A 15,376-nucleotide genomic window follows, 5' to 3' on the forward strand; every position below is an offset into this window, starting at 1 on the left:
TCGACATGATGGAGACCATCTTCCTCAAGAAAGGAAGCGGCCCCAAACCCGGGACGGTTCAGTCAGCTCGTCCGCCAGTTGCTGCTGTGTCCTTCTGGTCGCGTCCCGCAGAGCCTTGACATGCCTACCGGTCCACATCGTCACATCCGCCACGGCACCCCTGCCTGCCTGTTGCTACCGATTGCTGACGCTTGCGTAGTGCTTACCTTCCTCCTCCATTGTGACCTGGGCAACATGTATCACGTGCGGCGACGATACCGCCCCGGCCGCCGAAGCACTCCCACCCGAGGAAGGCCGACCGAAATGCTGCCCGAGCAAGCCCATCCGGTGCTGATGGTGCACGAAGCGCCGCCGCCGAGACGGAATTGGACCGTCGCGGAAGCTCATGCGGTGATGCAGGTGCACAAGGAATGCCCGGTGACCGCCTGCCCAGCCCTCCGGTACGCCAAATCCGTTCTGGTACAGGCAAACCGGATGATACCCGCCGACGCTCCCCATGTCGGGAGCTGAGCCGATGCGGGGCCGCGTGGGCTCCCCTCGGGCGTACGGCATTGTGCGCGTTGATATCGCGCCGTCGCGGGCGGACGGATACGTCGGGGAGATTCGTGCGCTGGCCGCGGATCGGCAGTGGGATCTGCGTGCGGTGTACGTGGAGCCCTCCGATGCGTGGTTTCCGCTGCTCGTCTCGTCGCTGGGAGTGCCCGGCACAGGGCTGGTGGTGGTGCCGTCGTCGCTGCATCTCGGCGGATGGATGGATGTGGTTCGGCAGTCGGTGGACGTATGGACGCTGTACCCCCGGTTGCGTTGGCCGCGAAGGACACTCGGATGCCGTGAGGGGGGACGTGCCCGTGGACGGGGCCGCGCGGAATGACGACCTGCTCGATAACATCCGCCGGGTGAGCGCCTGTGAGTGCTCCGCGCTCGACGTGGCGATACTGGGCCTGGGTGACCGCGAAATAGCCGTGCTCGCAGGGCAACTCACCAAGGTCGCTGCGCATATCGCGGCCCGGGTCGGGAGCGCTCGCGGACTGCCGCCCCCAGGCACGCTGCCCGGCCCGAACTGGCGTCACGCTGGATCTAGGCGTCCGGAGCGGACGCTGCACTTGGCGCCCGCCATGCCAACACACCACGGCCTTACCGCAGGTCTCCACGCCTTGCCGGGGTGGTCCTCGTGGCTCGGCGTCGGCCATCTCGGTTTGGTAAGGTCGAGCGGTCCAGATGCGGCAATGATCTAGCTGAGGGGGCGGACAGTGGCACGCCGACTTGCGATTTTCCTGCTGGCGGCCATGGTCCCGGCGATGGCGGCCTGTAACGACGGGGGCGGGGACGGCTCGAAAGGCCCCACGACCACTGCTGAGGCGAAGCTGTGGGATCCGTGCACGCAGATTCCGGATGATGCGCTGGTGCGGGCGGGGGTGGACCCGAAGGCCAAGGAGTCTGGGATCGCGGGGGTTCATCAGAGCGGGTGGGAGATGTGCAGTTGGAGGGGCAGGAACTACCACGTGAACGTCGCTTCGGGAAAGCGCACCGTGGATGAGGTCGTGGCCAAGCCTGGCAATGTCGATCTCCAGGATGTGGTGATCGCAGGGCGCAAAGGTCGCCAGTATCGGGTCGAAGGCGCGAGCAAGAACGATACATGCGATATCGCGTTTCCTGCTGCTCAAGGCGTCATCGAAATAATGATCAGTAATAGCGCCATTGTTGATAATCCAGGTGATCCGTGCGTGTCACTCCATAATGTCGGCGAGCAGCTGGTTCCGCTGCTACCGCGGTAGAAATCAACAGGGGAGGGTGCAAACATGGCGGCAGAAGAAGCAGCGAAGTGGCAGCAGATGGCAGAACATGCCCGCGCGGGCGAGCTATATCTGGATGACGAAGCTGTGGCGCGTAGCTGTCTCGCTGCATGCGACCAGCGGCTCACGGATTTGGGAGACATGCTCAACGCCGCGCGTCGGACGCAACTTGTCTCCGGATTCGGCGACTTCGACATGGGTCATGCTCTGGAAGCTGGATTCCTCAAACAGGCCACAGGGGAGCCCAACTCGATTGACCAGATCATCAAAGACCACATCGAGACCGTCAAGAACATGCGCGAGGTCATGGCCCTCTCCATCAAACGCCTCACCGGCCAGGACGTCTCCAACGCCGGTGCCATCTCCCAGACGGGCGGGTAACGACCATGACCTACCCGAATTTCGGCATCCCTGACTTCTCGCAAATCCCCCGGTCGATGGGCAACGCCCTGACCAGCTGGATCGCGGGTGAAGACATCCCCGACGCCACCGACCCGGGCGACGTGCAGGACCGCTACAACCGCCAGCGGGACAGCGTCCGCGCCGGGGCGACGAATATCGGCTTCCAGGGCGCTTTCCGCCCCCGATCGGTGAACAGCACCGACAATTTCGAACAGCACGACCTGGCGACACTGCGCGGGAAGGTCGACAAGATCGATCTGAACGCGGTCGGCGACCTCATCGCGGCCTGGCGTCAGATCGGAACCAAGGACACCACCTCGCTGCAGACCTTCCAGCAGGCGATGACCAAGGCCACCAGCGAGGAGATCTGGCGCGGCGAGGCGCGCAACGCCGCCGCGCAGGCGGTCACCGACTACACGACGCAGGCCTCCCAGGTCTCGAAGGCCGCCACGCTGACCGGTAATAAGCTGGAAGAACTACGCACCGGACTCCAGCCCACGAAAGACCTTGTGCCCCATGTGCCCGAGCACCGATCGGGCGTGAGCAATTTCCGCCATTTCGTCGCCGGGCGAGGATGGAAGAACGACGACTCGGCGTACCACAATGCCTACACCGAGGCGAAGCGTGTTCTCTCGACCGTCTACGCCCCCGTGGTCCACGAGAGCGATACGAACGTCCCGGTCATCCCGAAACCGAACGAGCAGAAGCCGGTAACTCCGGGCGACCAGCCGCCGCCCGTGACACCGGGCGGCAACACCGGCGGGCCGAACTCGACCGGGGGCACGAACGGTAACGGCACCACGAATCCGACCGGACAGGACTCCGGCACGCAGGATCCGAATTCGGAGAACGCGCAGTCGAATTCGACCGATACCGGCCAGTCGACGGGTTCGGGGAATTCGAGCCAGGACACAAGCACCGACCCCGCATCCGCGACGATCTCCTCCGGCGTGGATCCCAACGCGTCCTCGGGCGCCTCCGGGCCGCGCGGTCTCGGCGGCGGTCCCGGTGGTGGCGTGGGTGGTGGCGGCACCGGTGGGCTGGGCGGCGGTTCGGCCGGTGGTGTCGGTGCCAGCGTTCCCCTTGCGGCGCAACCGGGTTCGGCGTCCGGCGGTGCGGGGCGCGCCGTGGCCGCAGCGGGACGTCCTGGAGCCGGTGGCATGCCGGGCATGGGCCCCGCCGCCGCGGGCCGCGGTCAGGGCGACAAGGAAGAGGAGCGTAACAAGGGCATCCCGGACTACCTGATCACGCAGGAGCACGGCGACGAGCTGACCGGCATCCCGGATCTTCCGAAGACCGTGCCCCCCGTCCTCGGCGAATGACGGAAACGTGCTGCCCCGGCAGTGGATGCGCGAGTGATGCTTCGCAGCAGGTGGACTCGCCGGAACGGTGGGACCGGCGGATGAGTGATGGTGCTGGGTTCGGCAATGAGCAGTGACAGACGGTGGCGATTCGACGGTGTCGAATTCCGCGTGCTGTGGGATTCCACGGGCCGGGACGTGCTGCCGTACCCGCTGGCGCACCGCTTCCTCGCCGAACCCACGCTGGAGGAGGTGAACCGCACCCGCCAGCGGGTCGCCCGCACCGTATTGCCGCAACTGGACGACGATCTCGAACGCGCCGTCGGGATACTGCTCGATCCGGAGGCCCGCGTCGAGGTCGCCGGGTTCCGTGGCCGCAATCGCGAGCACCGGATCCGCGCGCACGGTGGGGTACACGACGGTGACGGCGTGCTCCTGGTGCAGGACCCGGGCCCGGACGACACGGTCGGCGGCGCCGTGCGCCTGTCGCTGCTCCCCGCCGACCGCCTCGCCCCCGACTTGATCGCGGTGCTACCTGAATGTGCTGCGGGACAAGGGAAGTCGTTTTCCATCCCGATGGAGGACCTGGAACGTCCGGTCGGGCACGTCCGCGACCCCTGGGCCGTCGGCCCGAAAGAACAGCTCGCCCGCTTCTTCAACCGCCCGACCACCGCGACCTTCCACATCGCCGTTTACCCGTGGGGCAGTGCCGACAACCGACACACCAACGGCCGCAAGGACTTCCAGATCACAGACTTCGCCGACGACGGCCGCTACGCGATCTTCGGCGACCGAATCATCAGCGTGAAGCCCACCGACTCCACCCGCATGACCGCCCAGGTCCGCCAAATGCTCACCCGCACCACAACCGAGGTCCGCACCGGCATCCACCCCCGCCCCTGACCGCCAGACCTGGCGCCGCCCCCTCCCGTACCCAAACCTCCGCAACTCCAACGCGCTCGCCGAAGTGCCGGACTTCCTTCGTGATCCCGGAAACGACTGAGACATCCCAGGGTCTGCTGTTGTCAAGCGGCGGCTGGTATGTGTTGGGTGTGGTGTGCCCAGGCGGTGGCTTCGTCGTAGAGCGAGCTGGTTTTCAGGCAGCCGTGCAGGATGCCGACGAGCCGGTTCGCGACGTGGTGTAGTGCTGCGCTGTGGTTGATGCCGCGAGCGCGTTGCTTGTCGTAGTGGGCGCGTGCGCCGGGCGAGCAGCTCAGGGCGGAGAACGCCTGGCGCAGTAGGGCATCGACGAGGCGGTCCTGGTGGACGTATCGGGCAGCGACGATTCTCAGCTTTCCCGACGCGCGGGTGATGGGGCTGGTCGCGGCGTAGTTCTTGCGGGCCTTCGCTGAAGCGTAGCGGTGGGGGTCGTCTCCGAACTCGGCGAGCACCCGGGCTCCGAGGATCACACCCAGTCCTGGTTGGGACCCGATGATCTCAGCGGCCGGGTGCCGGCCAAAATGCGCCTCGACCTCCCCTTGCAGGGTCTTCACCTGTGCGTCGAGGGTGATCAGGACCGCGACCGCCGATCTGGTCGTGGCGGCGTAGGCCTGCTCGATCACCGGGTGGCGGCCCAGCTGCTGGCCACGCAGGATTTGCTGTATCCGGGCGGCCTTGACCTCGATGTCGCGGCGTCCGGCCCGTTTCAGGGCGGCTGTGATCTGGTTGAGCGACAACCGGGCCGCCGACGCCGGGTCGGGAGCTTTGCCGAGCAGTTCCAGGGTGTCTGCGGCGTCGAGGTCGGTGAATGCCTCCAGGGCGGCGGGGAAGTACTCCCGCAGTGCGTGGCGCAGTCGCTGGGTGTTTCTGGTTCGTTCCCAGATCATCGTCTTGTGTGTTCTGGCAACAACTTTCACCGCTTCGGCTCGGGGGCTGTCGCCGGCGACGGGGCGGAGCTGGTGGGCGTCGGTGCGGACCATGTCGGCCAGGGTGTGCGCGTCGGCGGCGTCGCTTTCGGCGCCGGAGATGCTGTGTCGTTCCCGGAACCGGGCCGCTTGCAGCGGGTTGACCGCGTAGACGGTGTACCCGGCGGCGATGAGCGCGGCGACCCAGGGGCCGCGGTCGGTTTCGATGCCGATCCGCACCTCGGCGGTGTCGTCATCGTTGCCGAGGTGTTCGGCGACGATCGTGTGCAGGCGGGTGATCCCGGCGAGCCCCTCGGGCAACCGCGCCTTCGCCAGTCGTTTGCCTTGCTCGTTCATCACCTCGATATCGTGATGGTCCTCGGCCCAGTCGTCACCGACCAGCAGCACAACAAGCTCCGTTCATCGTTGTCGGACGGCATGTCCCGGCAGCGGGCGGGAGTAGTCGGCGACCTGATGAACCTGTGCTCACGCCGACCGGCGGCGGGCACGACATCCCAGCAGCGATCCATCCTCCCGGCCGACCGACAGGGGCACGATCTCAGTCCAGGACTCGAGGTCCGGGGCGCATCATGTGCTCACCTGCCAGCCGCTACCAGTAGCGAGTCTGCCCGACCGAGGAACAGTGGGAGGGCCACCCGCTAGACCTCATTAGGGCGGGTCGGAGTGACGGGCGGGTGGTCTCAGGCCGCATCGGCGGCTCGGACGGTTGTGGTGATTTTGTTGCGGCGGCGGATTGCCACCGCTGCCACTGGACTGAGTTTCGCTGCGCCCGTTCACCCTTCCTCGACGAGAGTGTGGGCCACGCCGTCGTGGTCGATCTCGATGCGGCGCATCTCCGACGGCCCGTCGACGAGAATCGTGGCCAGGACGTGGCGGCCGGGCGGCAGGATGCGCACGGTGATGGACCCGGCATTGGCCTTGTCCAATTGCTGCGCAGCGGTGTCGACGACGGTCGACACCAGCCCGTCGCTGGCCTCGGCCAGACCGCCGTCGTCGAGCAGCAGCACCTCCACGCCCCGCCCGCGGGCGCCGCGGGTGGCGGCGGCCAGCGCGGCCGTGGTCAGCGCGGGCGCCCGCAGACTGTCGCGCAGTTCGGCCTCCAGCAGGCGGGATTCGTGGCGCTCGGTGCCGGTGAGACCGTCGCCGGCGGCGATCCGCTCGAGCATCGGCCGCGCCCGGTCGTCGAGCCGTTCCAACTGCCGGGCGCGTTCCTCGCTTTGCGCCCGGATGGTGGCCTGGGCCGCGGCCCGGGCGGCGGACTCGTCGGCGATGCGCCGCAGCGCCTGCAGGTTCGAGCTGGCGATCGATGCCATCAGCGTGCCGCTCGCCACGATGACGATGGGCGTCATCGACAGCGAGATTCCGCGGGCGCCGAGGCCGATGCCGACCACCGCGACCAGCGTCGTCACGGCGATGCCCGCCACCGCGTACCCGCTGCGCCCGCGGACGGCGAGGAAGCACAGCACCACGGAGGTCGCGTAGATCGTCCACACGAACTGGTGTACCGCGCCCGCCTCGACGCGGTGGTAGGCCAGCGCCGTGGCCAGCGGGCCGACGGCGGCGACCACCAGCGCGACGGGCCACGGGAACGGGTCGGTATCGATGGCGATGGCCACCACCGCGGCGATCGCGATCACCACGTAGGCCACCAGAATGCCGATCCCGTGGCCCGGAACGCTGCGCAGGTTCGACACCGCCATCGAGGCGATGGTGGCCAGCACGACGGCCGTCACGAACACGCCCTGCCGCCCGCGGAGCCCGACCAGGCCGCGCAGGTCCCAGCGCTGCGGTGCGCTCGAGTGCCGCATCCGTGCGGGCTCGGCGTCCGGGGCCCGGTCCTCGATGCTCGGGTGCACCCACACCAGGGTGACCGTCGTCCCCTGGCCCGGCGCGGAATCGACGAACGCCGCCCCGCCGGGCAGGTCCGCCATCCGGGCGAGAATGCTGCGCCGCACGCCGAGCCGGTGCGCGGGGACCGCGTCGGCGTCGAAACCCGCGCCGTCGTCGCGCATTTCGACCCGCAGCGCCCCGGTGCCCACCGTGACGGTGACATCGCGGTGCACGCGCCGACCGGTGCCCCCGCCGTGGCGCAGGCTGTTGCGGACCGCCTCCGCCAGCGCCGCCGCGATGGTGTCGCCGACGTCGGCGGGCACCTGCAGGCGAGCGAATCCGGACAACCGCTTGGAACGAAATGCGATGCCCGGGTTGATCGCCGACACCGTCGCGCGCAACATGCCGATCGCGCCGAAGGCATCGAAGTTGGCGCGCTCCTCGCTGCGCCGGAATTCGTCGAACTGGCGCAACGTCTTTCGGGACTGGCGGCCCAGCACCGTGGCATCCCGGCCTCGGGAGGCATCGAGCAGGGTGGACATCACATCGTCGTGGATGATCGCGGCGAAGCGGGCCCGCTCACGGCTTTTCGCATCCGCCGCCGCCACCTGCGCCGCATCCTGTTCCGCCCGCCGGGACTGCTCGTCCAGGGTGGCGGCCGCCCGCACGACCGTGATCAGGCTCCACGTGAGCAGGCCCGCGATGCCGAAGTTCCGGGAGAAGTCCAGCAGGAACGCCAACCATCCGACCCCGCCCTGTACCAGCCCGTTGATCAGCGCGCCCCCGGCGACGGACAGCACCGCCGTGGTGGCCGCCACCCGCGGTCGCCACACCAGCGCACCCGCCGCCGCGCCCAGCGCCACGATACGCAGCAGCCAGAACGGGTCGTCCTCGAGGTCGGGATGACGAATGGCCCACGGCGCCAACGCGATCGCCGCCAGCAGGGCCAGCGATACCGCCCCGCACAGGCTCCTGATGACGCGCAGCGACGCCGAGAACGCCAGCACCATCAGCACCAGGCAGGTCCCGAACACGGTGGCCACCACCAGCGGCGTCCACCACACCGCCATGAGCCACGACTGCTGCCACGCCTCCCGGCCCACCGCGAGCGCGAGGAGCACGCCGATCGCGCCGATGAGCAGCGCCGCCGAACGAGTCAGCCGCGCCGCCACGGGTCCGGTGCGCGCACCGGTGGCAGCTGTCACGGCGACGTCCGGATCACACGCATGCGGTTGAATCGCCCACCGGTGCGTCGTCGCGAGCCTCGTACACCGCCTGCACGCGGCCCTTCGGACGAAGATTGGTCTGCAGGTGCGGCCGCACGGCATCGCTGTCGTCGAAGGTCAGCGCGCCGGAGTTCAGCAGCATCGCGGTGAAGATCTGGCCCTCCAGCAGCGCGAGCGAGGAGCCCACGCAGACGTGCCGCCCCGCGCCCCAAGGCAGGTAGGCGAACCGCGGCAGCTTCCGGTCGGGCGCGAACCGGTCCGGGTCGAACTCCAGCGGCCGCGGGAACCACTCGGGGGAGCGGTGCATCACGTACGGGGCGACGAACACGACAGTGCCCCGCCGCACCCGGTACCCGCCGATGGTGGTGTCGCGCACGGCCTGTCGCAGGAAGGCGGGCGCCGGCGAGTACAGCCGCAGGGTCTCCTTGAACACCTGCAGGCAGTACTGCAGTCTCGGCAGGTCCTCGACGGTGGGCGGGTGGCCGCCGAGTACGAGATCGGCCTCCGCGCGCGCCCGCGCCGCCACCTCCGGATTCCGCGCGAGCGCGTACGCGGTCCAGAACTGTGCGTCGGAGGAGGTTTCGATCCCGGAGGCCCACAGATTGATAGCCTCGTCGACGACCTGCTCGAAGTCCATCTCCCCGTCGTCGTCCGCGACCCGCGCCAGGCCGTGCAGCAGGTCGTCGGTGGTCTCGGCGCCGCTGCGGCGAGCCGCTATCAGTTCGCCGACGCGCCCGCGCAGGTACGCGATATCGCGCAGGAATACGCGGTTGCGCCGGGTCGGGATGTTCAGCGGCGCCACGATCGGCCGGGTCAGCAGCCGGATCTCCCAGTCGAAGACGCGGGTGATGGCGGCCAGGGTCTCCTCGTCGTCGGCGAGGGATTCACCGGCGAACAGATTGCTCATGATGTCGTGCGTGAGCCGCTGCATCGCGTCCAGCGCGTCGAATCGCCCGGCCAACGCCCAGCGGTCCAGGTGCGCGCGCACCTGGACGGCGATGGCGTCGACGTACCCGGCCGTCTGCCGCGGCGTGAACAGCGGGCCGATCAGGCTCCGCTGGCGGTGGTGCAGGTCGCCCTCGGAGATGACCAGGCCGTTGCGCAGCGCGGGCCACAGGCCGAGCACCATGGCCCGGGCGCGGCCGAAATCGTCGGCGTTGCCGACCAGCACCTCGTGTATCTCCTCCGGCCCGGCGATCAGCACGGCCCGCGTGGGACCCAGCCGGAATTCGCTGATCGGCCCGTACTCGCCGGTCAGGCGAGTCATCACCGCCAGCGGGTCGCGCATCATCGGCACGGCCTCGCCCAGCGGCGGGAAACGCCTGCTGCGCGGTGGCGACATCGGCCCCGTAGCAATGCTTCGGTCCAGCATCGACAATCCTCCCGTGTTGTCGGTGTGCACACCGCATCCAACCCCGTACGTCTTGCCGGTCGAGTGATCGCGTGCCTTCGGCGTGAGCACGAATAGACCGGCAGGCATGCGCGTGCTATTCGTCAGCCCCCGAGCGTGATCACCGACCAGTGTGACGGCAGGCTCGAACCCTGCGAAGCCCCGATATGTCGGGGCGTAACGCGGGCGGGTCCGGGCGCAATATTCTCTCGAGGAGCACCGGCGTCGCGGCGCCGCCGCGTATTAGTCTGCCCGTTATGCGGTTGCCCGGATCAGATCGTGTCGTGCGGGTGGCCGCGGTACTGCTGGCCGCGGGGCTGGCCTGTCTGCCCGCCACCGCGGGCGCCGATTTCGGCCCGCAGGCGCCCGCGCACCCGTGGCTCGGTCCCGCCGGGACGGCGACCATGCACGGCGACGCCGAGGCCTCGGACACCACTCCGAATCCGGGCCCGGGAATCGGTTCGGTGCGTGCGCGATTCGTCGCGCTGGGGGCGGCCTGCCCGACGATTCCGATCGGCGCGGACGGGCTGCCGCAGGCGCTGTGCACCGATATCGCCACTCGCGCGCCCGTGCTGTATCTCCTGGATCCGGCGTCCGGCGATCCACTGGCGTCGCTGTCGCTCGCGGCGGGCAGCCTGCTCGGCGGCGTCTACGGATATATCGACGCCGCAGGGGATTTCGTGGCCGCCGCGGGCGGGGACACGATCACCTGGATCGGTCACGAGCGCGACGGGGACGGCCGCTGGCGACTGCTGGCGCGCCGCACGGTGTCGGTCGAGGCGGCGGTGACGGAGCCGTGCGGGGCGCCGGGCTGCGATGCGCTCGAATCGCTGGTGCCCGATCGCGACGGCCGCATCTGGTTCGTGACCGACCACGGGCGGGCCGGGTTCGTCGATCCGGCGTCCGGTGCGGTGGAGTCGATTCCGCTCGGTTCGGGTGAGGGGGTGGCCAACAGCATCGCGGCCGCGCCGGAAGGCGTCGCGGTAGCCAGCGACCACGCCCTCTATTTGCTGCGGGCCCACGCCTCCGGTGCGCCGCGGATCGCGTGGCGCCGCGACTACGATCGTGGACCCGCCCGCAAGCCCGGCCAGCTGAGCTGGGGGACCGGCGCGACTCCGACCTTCTTCGGCCCGCGCACCGGATCGGACTACGTGACGATCACCGACAATGCCGTGCCCGAGGAACATCTGCTGGTATTCGAGGCTGCTACCGGCCGCCAGGTGTGCTCGATTCCGGTGCTGCCCGGGGCGAGCGGGACGGAGAACTCCCCGATCGGCGCGGGCGACAGCGTATTCGTCGCCAGCACCTACGGCTACCCCTATCCCGCGGGCGCCTCCGGTCCCAGCGACCCGTCGTCGGCCGGATTCCGCGGCGGCATGACCCGCGTCGATATCGATCGGGCCGGAACGGGTGTTCGATCGCCTGGACCAATTCCGTTGCGTCCGCGGCCGTTCCACGCCTGTCCACCGCCGACGGCAACATCTATACCGTCGCCCGCCAGGATTTGCCGGAAGGGCATACCACGCCGGTGGACCCATTCGACTACACCGTCATCGACGCCACCACCGGCGCCATCCGGACTCAACAGCGAATAGGCGCCACCATAGCCACCGACACCCTCCAAATGGTCGGCTCCCTAGCCCCGGACGGCACCCAATACCAGGGCACTATCACCGGGTTGTTCCGAATCACCGGACAGTAGGAAGTGGTGGGGACGGAAAAATTCAGCCCCGGACGAATGCATCCGGGGCTGAACCACTTTCGGGGTCCGGGTCGAATATGGACCCGGCGAACTCAGAGTTCGCTCGGTGTGTGCTTGGCCGCGCCGCGCACCTGGAACGCGTAGATGACCTCCATGACGCCCATGAAGATCAGCCACCAGCCCGCCACCAGCGTCAGCGTGACGATCGAGCTGATCGGCCATACCACCAGCACGATGCCGCCGATCAGTAGCACGATGCCGTAGAAGATCGACCAGCCGCGGCCGGGCATCCCCGACGGCGATTCGGCGCCGGCGACCAGCACCGCGATCCCGCGGAACAGCCAGCTGATACCGATCCACAGCGCCAGCAGCACGATCGCGTCGCCGATGTGCCGGAAGCTGAAGAACGCCAGGATGAACGACAGCACGCCGCTGATGACCGAGAGCACCCGCCAGCCGGTGCTGACGTGTGCGCCGAACGCCGCCACCAACTGCAGGATGCCGGAGACCAGCAAATAGATGCCGAACAGAATTCCCGCGACCAGGAGGGTCGGTCCGGGCCAGACCAGAACCATGATGCCGATGACGACCGACAGAATGCCGATGACCACCATGGACTGCCACGCGCCGCGGGCCAGTTGATGCAGTGGCCCTTCGAAAACTCCTTCTTTGCTGGGTGTCATTCCGGCAGAATAAGGCCAGCTGAACCAATAGCGTCCAATTAGCCAGTATCGAACTCATCACGTTGTGCCGGGCTCGCGCCTCCCGGCGCTCGCTACACCCGCGCTGCGGCGCGCCCGCGGTGGGTACGCGCGAAATGTCCGGGCGGCTGGCCCTTCCAGGAGCGGAACGCCGAGGTGAACGCCGACACGCTGGAGTAGCCGAGCCGATCGGCCACATTCTCCACCGTGAGCCCGGCGACCAGCAGTTCCTCGGCGAGCATGCCGATCGTCTCGTTGGACAGCTCGCGGAAGGTGGTGCCCTCCTCGGCGAGTCGCCGACGCAGGGTGCGCACGCTGACGTCGAGATCGGCGGCGATGCGGGACTGGTCGGTGACGCCGCCGTGGCGAATCAGCAGCTCGCGCACCCGGCCGCTGACGCCGCCCCGGCTGAGCCGGCGCTGCATGATGTCTGCGCACTGCTGTTCGTAGAAGCGGGCGGTCGCGGTGTTCGCCTGCGGGAGCGGCAGATCCAGTGCGGTGCCGTGCCAAGCGATGACCGATTGCGAAGACCCGAAGGTGATCTTGTCCACGCCCAGCATCGCCGCGAACATCTCGTACACCGGATGCGGCTCGACGGTCACCTCCACCCGCAGCGTGGGGACTCGCGTCGGGACCAGGTCCTGCTGGATCGTGGCGATCGCCGAGAAGTCTCGCTCCAGCGTGAACCGGCGCAGCGCCGGGGGAACGGCGTGATCGTCGCGCACCAGCCAGACCTCGTCGCCCCGGTCGACCAGGGCGTGGCGGGCGACGGTGAACCACAGGTCCGCGTAGCGCACGCCGATCTCCGCGGCGTGGCGCAGCGTCGGGCTGCTCATCACGGCGAAGCCGAGCACGCCGAACGACGGCGGGTGGCACAGCAGCCCGGCCATCAGGCCCAGGCCCGGTTCGTCGTGGATGCCCTCGACGACGTTGTGCAGCATCGTGAGTTCCTGGGCGAGGGTGATCTCGCTGTGCGGATTCTGCAGCTGTTGCTCGCGAATTCCGGTGGCCCGCAGAATATCCGGCATGGTCAGACCGCGCGTGACCGCGTAGTCCGCCAGCAGCGACACACCGTTGATCGACCGCACCTGCGCAGGCTCGTCCACCTAGGCATAGTCGCAGAGATTTGCGTGCCGGTGGCCCAAATCCGCCGATCGGTACGATAATCGTATTTCCTACACCCGCACCGAGACCCGGCCCCGGTGCGTGCGGGCGAAGTGGCCGGGTGACCGCTCGATCACATTCTCCATGGTCGGCCTCGCGACCAGCGGTTCCTCGGCGGGCAGGCCGACGGTCTCTGGACTGTTCGCGAAAGGTGGTGTCCTCCTCGGCAAGTCGGCGGCCCGGCGTGCGGACGCTCACGTCGAGATCGGCGGCAAGACGAGACTGGTCGGTCAACTCCACCGCGGCGGAGCAGCAGATCGCGCACGCGGCCGTTGCTACCCACCTGGTTGCGGCGGCGTTGCGGCAGTTCCGCGCATCGGCGCTCGTAAACCGCGCCGTGGTCGGATTCGCCTGCGGCATAGGCGGTCCCAGCGTGCTCGCGCGCCGATGCGGGCCGGTACTCGTCGGTAAGTTTGCTGGGAGCGGCCGATATTCGCCGATTTCTGGCCCATTGTGCGCTGGTTGCAGAGTTGCATTAGCCATACGGTTTCTCACATGCCGCACAGTGACCGGCGCAACCCTCCCACCCGGGCATTCGTCCCATCCTTTCGTGCGCCGAGCGATCGCGGAGTGATCCTGCCGCATCCACCTCGCCCGGAGTGAACCGAATGCTGTCCACTTATCCGAATACCGCTGGCAATACCTGGATCACCGTGACCGCGCCCGGCGACGGCCGGGCGCTGGGCACCCTGCCGACGCACACCCCCGACCGGGTCGGCGCCGTCGCCACCTCCCTGCGGCACGCGCAAACCGGTTGGCGCGCAATGGGTGTCGTCGGCAGGGTGCAGTGGTTGACGCGGTTCCGGGAATGGTTGTCCGGGAATGAGCAGACGCTGGTCGACCTGCTGGCTTCGGAAACCGGAAAGTCGGTTGCTGCGGCTTTGCGGGAATTCCGTCTGGGCGTCGACGCGGTGGACTATCATCGCACCCATGGTGCCGATTTTCTCGGGGCGCCGTCGCCGCGCAGGCGCGAGCTCCCGAGCGTGGCATTGCAGCTGGCGATCACCTACCGCCCCTGCGCGGTGGTCGGCGTCCTGCCGCCCTGGACCTACCCCCTCGCGTCGACGCTGTTCGACGCCGTGCCGGCGCTGATGGCCGGTTCCGCGGTACTCGTGAAGCCCCCGGCGGTGACGCCGCTGACCGTGCGCGCCGTGGTCACCGGCTGGGCGCAGATCGGCGCGCCGCCGGTGCTGGACTTCGTCGCCGGTCACCAGGCCGGGCCCGCCGTTGTCGACACCGTGGACTACGTGCATTTCACCGGCTCGCCGGAGGTGGGCAAGGTGGTGGCGCTGCGCGCCGCGGCCCGGCTGGTTCCGTGCCGCCTCGAACTGGGCGGGAAGTCGTCGGCGATCGTGCTGGACGATGTCGATCCCGGTTTGGCGGCCGCCGGTATCGCGCTGGGCGGGCTCGCCGAATCGGGGCAGAGCTGCCGCAGCATCGAGCGGGTGTTCGTCCAGGCCTCCGGATACGACGCGTTCGTCGACCGGCTGGTCGCCGAGGTGGCCGCGTTCGGCGCCGCGGATCCCGGCGACGTTCGCGTCGCCCCCATCACCTCGGCCGCGCACATCGACCACCTGCGCGACCAGATCGACGACGCTCTGGCCAAGGGCGCGACGCTGCGCATCGGCGGCACGGTCGACGGGCAGGTGTTCGAGCCGACCGTGCTCGCCGACGCCGACCCCGCGATGGGCGTGCTGACCCAGCAGACCCTCGGCCCGATCCTGCCGGTGGTCCGGGTCGCCGACGCCGAGGCGGCGCTGGAACTGGCCAACGACCCGTGCGGTCCGTGCGCGAGCGTATGGACCGCCGATGACGCGGCCGGGCGGTACATCGCCGGTCGGCTGCTGGCGGAACAGGTGGGACGCAACGACGTCTCGGTACACCTGGCACCGCCGGGGTACGCGTAATACCCACTGCATCAAGGTAATTCGAAACTACGAGAGAGTTATGAACACCTGTTGCGAATATGTGTCCGTTCCAGTCACTTCCGGCCCGGGGGAGG

The 15,376-nt window shown here is 68.7% G+C and carries 12 protein-coding genes; 7 read left to right on the forward strand and 5 right to left on the reverse strand.

From position 1 onward, the window contains the following. Window positions 1–514: 514 nt before the first annotated feature. From ACYVLQ_RS16220 to ACYVLQ_RS16240, 5 genes are all read left to right on the forward strand, one after another. Window positions 515–871 carry a hypothetical protein gene (locus ACYVLQ_RS16220; RefSeq protein WP_460698315.1) on the forward strand — a complete coding sequence of 119 codons (357 nt, stop codon included), beginning with the start codon at window positions 515–517 and terminating at the stop codon, window positions 869–871. A gap of 379 nt (window positions 872–1,250) precedes the next feature. Beyond that, entirely contained in the window at window positions 1,251–1,775 is a 525-nt protein-coding gene (locus ACYVLQ_RS16225; RefSeq protein WP_460698316.1) for a DUF3558 domain-containing protein, read from the forward strand. A 24-nt stretch (window positions 1,776–1,799) separates the two neighbouring features. Beyond that, window positions 1,800–2,174 (forward strand): hypothetical protein, encoded by a 375-nt coding sequence (locus ACYVLQ_RS16230; RefSeq protein WP_460698317.1) that lies wholly within the window; start codon window positions 1,800–1,802, stop codon window positions 2,172–2,174. Between the two features lie 5 nt (window positions 2,175–2,179). Further along, on the forward strand, window positions 2,180–3,517 hold the full coding sequence (locus ACYVLQ_RS16235) for a hypothetical protein (protein WP_460698318.1): 1,338 nt from the start codon (window positions 2,180–2,182) through the stop codon (window positions 3,515–3,517). A gap of 105 nt (window positions 3,518–3,622) precedes the next feature. Further along, entirely contained in the window at window positions 3,623–4,399 is a 777-nt protein-coding gene (locus ACYVLQ_RS16240) for an ESX secretion-associated protein EspG (protein WP_460698319.1), read from the forward strand. A gap of 122 nt (window positions 4,400–4,521) precedes the next feature. On the opposite strand, the gene ACYVLQ_RS16245 is transcribed toward ACYVLQ_RS16240, so the two are convergent. The 3 genes from ACYVLQ_RS16245 to ACYVLQ_RS16255 all read right to left on the reverse strand — a co-directional run bounded on the left by ACYVLQ_RS16245 (window position 4,522) and on the right by ACYVLQ_RS16255 (window position 9,789). Continuing rightward, window positions 4,522–5,748 carry an IS110 family RNA-guided transposase gene (locus ACYVLQ_RS16245; protein WP_460698320.1) on the reverse strand — a complete coding sequence of 409 codons (1,227 nt, stop codon included), beginning with the start codon at window positions 5,746–5,748 and terminating at the stop codon, window positions 4,522–4,524. Window positions 5,749–6,134: 386 nt separating this feature from the next. Then, on the reverse strand, window positions 6,135–8,396 hold the full coding sequence (locus tag ACYVLQ_RS16250) for a sensor histidine kinase (RefSeq protein WP_460698321.1): 2,262 nt from the start codon (window positions 8,394–8,396) through the stop codon (window positions 6,135–6,137). A gap of 13 nt (window positions 8,397–8,409) precedes the next feature. Further along, complete coding sequence (locus ACYVLQ_RS16255; RefSeq protein WP_460698322.1) at window positions 8,410–9,789, reverse strand: cytochrome P450; 1,380 nt, start codon at window positions 9,787–9,789, stop codon at window positions 8,410–8,412. Window positions 9,790–10,064: 275 nt separating this feature from the next. On the opposite strand from ACYVLQ_RS16255, the gene ACYVLQ_RS16260 reads away from it, so the two are divergent. Next, window positions 10,065–11,402: a hypothetical protein gene (locus ACYVLQ_RS16260; RefSeq protein WP_460698323.1), complete on the forward strand. Its 1,338-nt coding sequence runs from the start codon at window positions 10,065–10,067 to the stop codon at window positions 11,400–11,402. Between the two features lie 199 nt (window positions 11,403–11,601). Here the strand turns inward: ACYVLQ_RS16260 and ACYVLQ_RS16265 are convergent, their stop codons facing one another. Together ACYVLQ_RS16265 and ACYVLQ_RS16270 are read right to left on the reverse strand one after the other, a co-directional pair. Continuing rightward, complete coding sequence (locus ACYVLQ_RS16265) at window positions 11,602–12,192, reverse strand: HdeD family acid-resistance protein (protein WP_460698324.1); 591 nt, start codon at window positions 12,190–12,192, stop codon at window positions 11,602–11,604. Between the two features lie 92 nt (window positions 12,193–12,284). Further along, on the reverse strand, window positions 12,285–13,316 hold the full coding sequence (locus tag ACYVLQ_RS16270) for an AraC family transcriptional regulator (protein WP_460698325.1): 1,032 nt from the start codon (window positions 13,314–13,316) through the stop codon (window positions 12,285–12,287). Between the two features lie 666 nt (window positions 13,317–13,982). On the opposite strand from ACYVLQ_RS16270, the gene ACYVLQ_RS16275 reads away from it, so the two are divergent. Beyond that, entirely contained in the window at window positions 13,983–15,281 is a 1,299-nt protein-coding gene (locus ACYVLQ_RS16275) for an aldehyde dehydrogenase family protein (RefSeq protein WP_460698326.1), read from the forward strand. The last annotated feature ends 95 nt before the right edge of the window (window positions 15,282–15,376 follow it).

Source organism: Nocardia thraciensis, assembly GCF_054782435.1.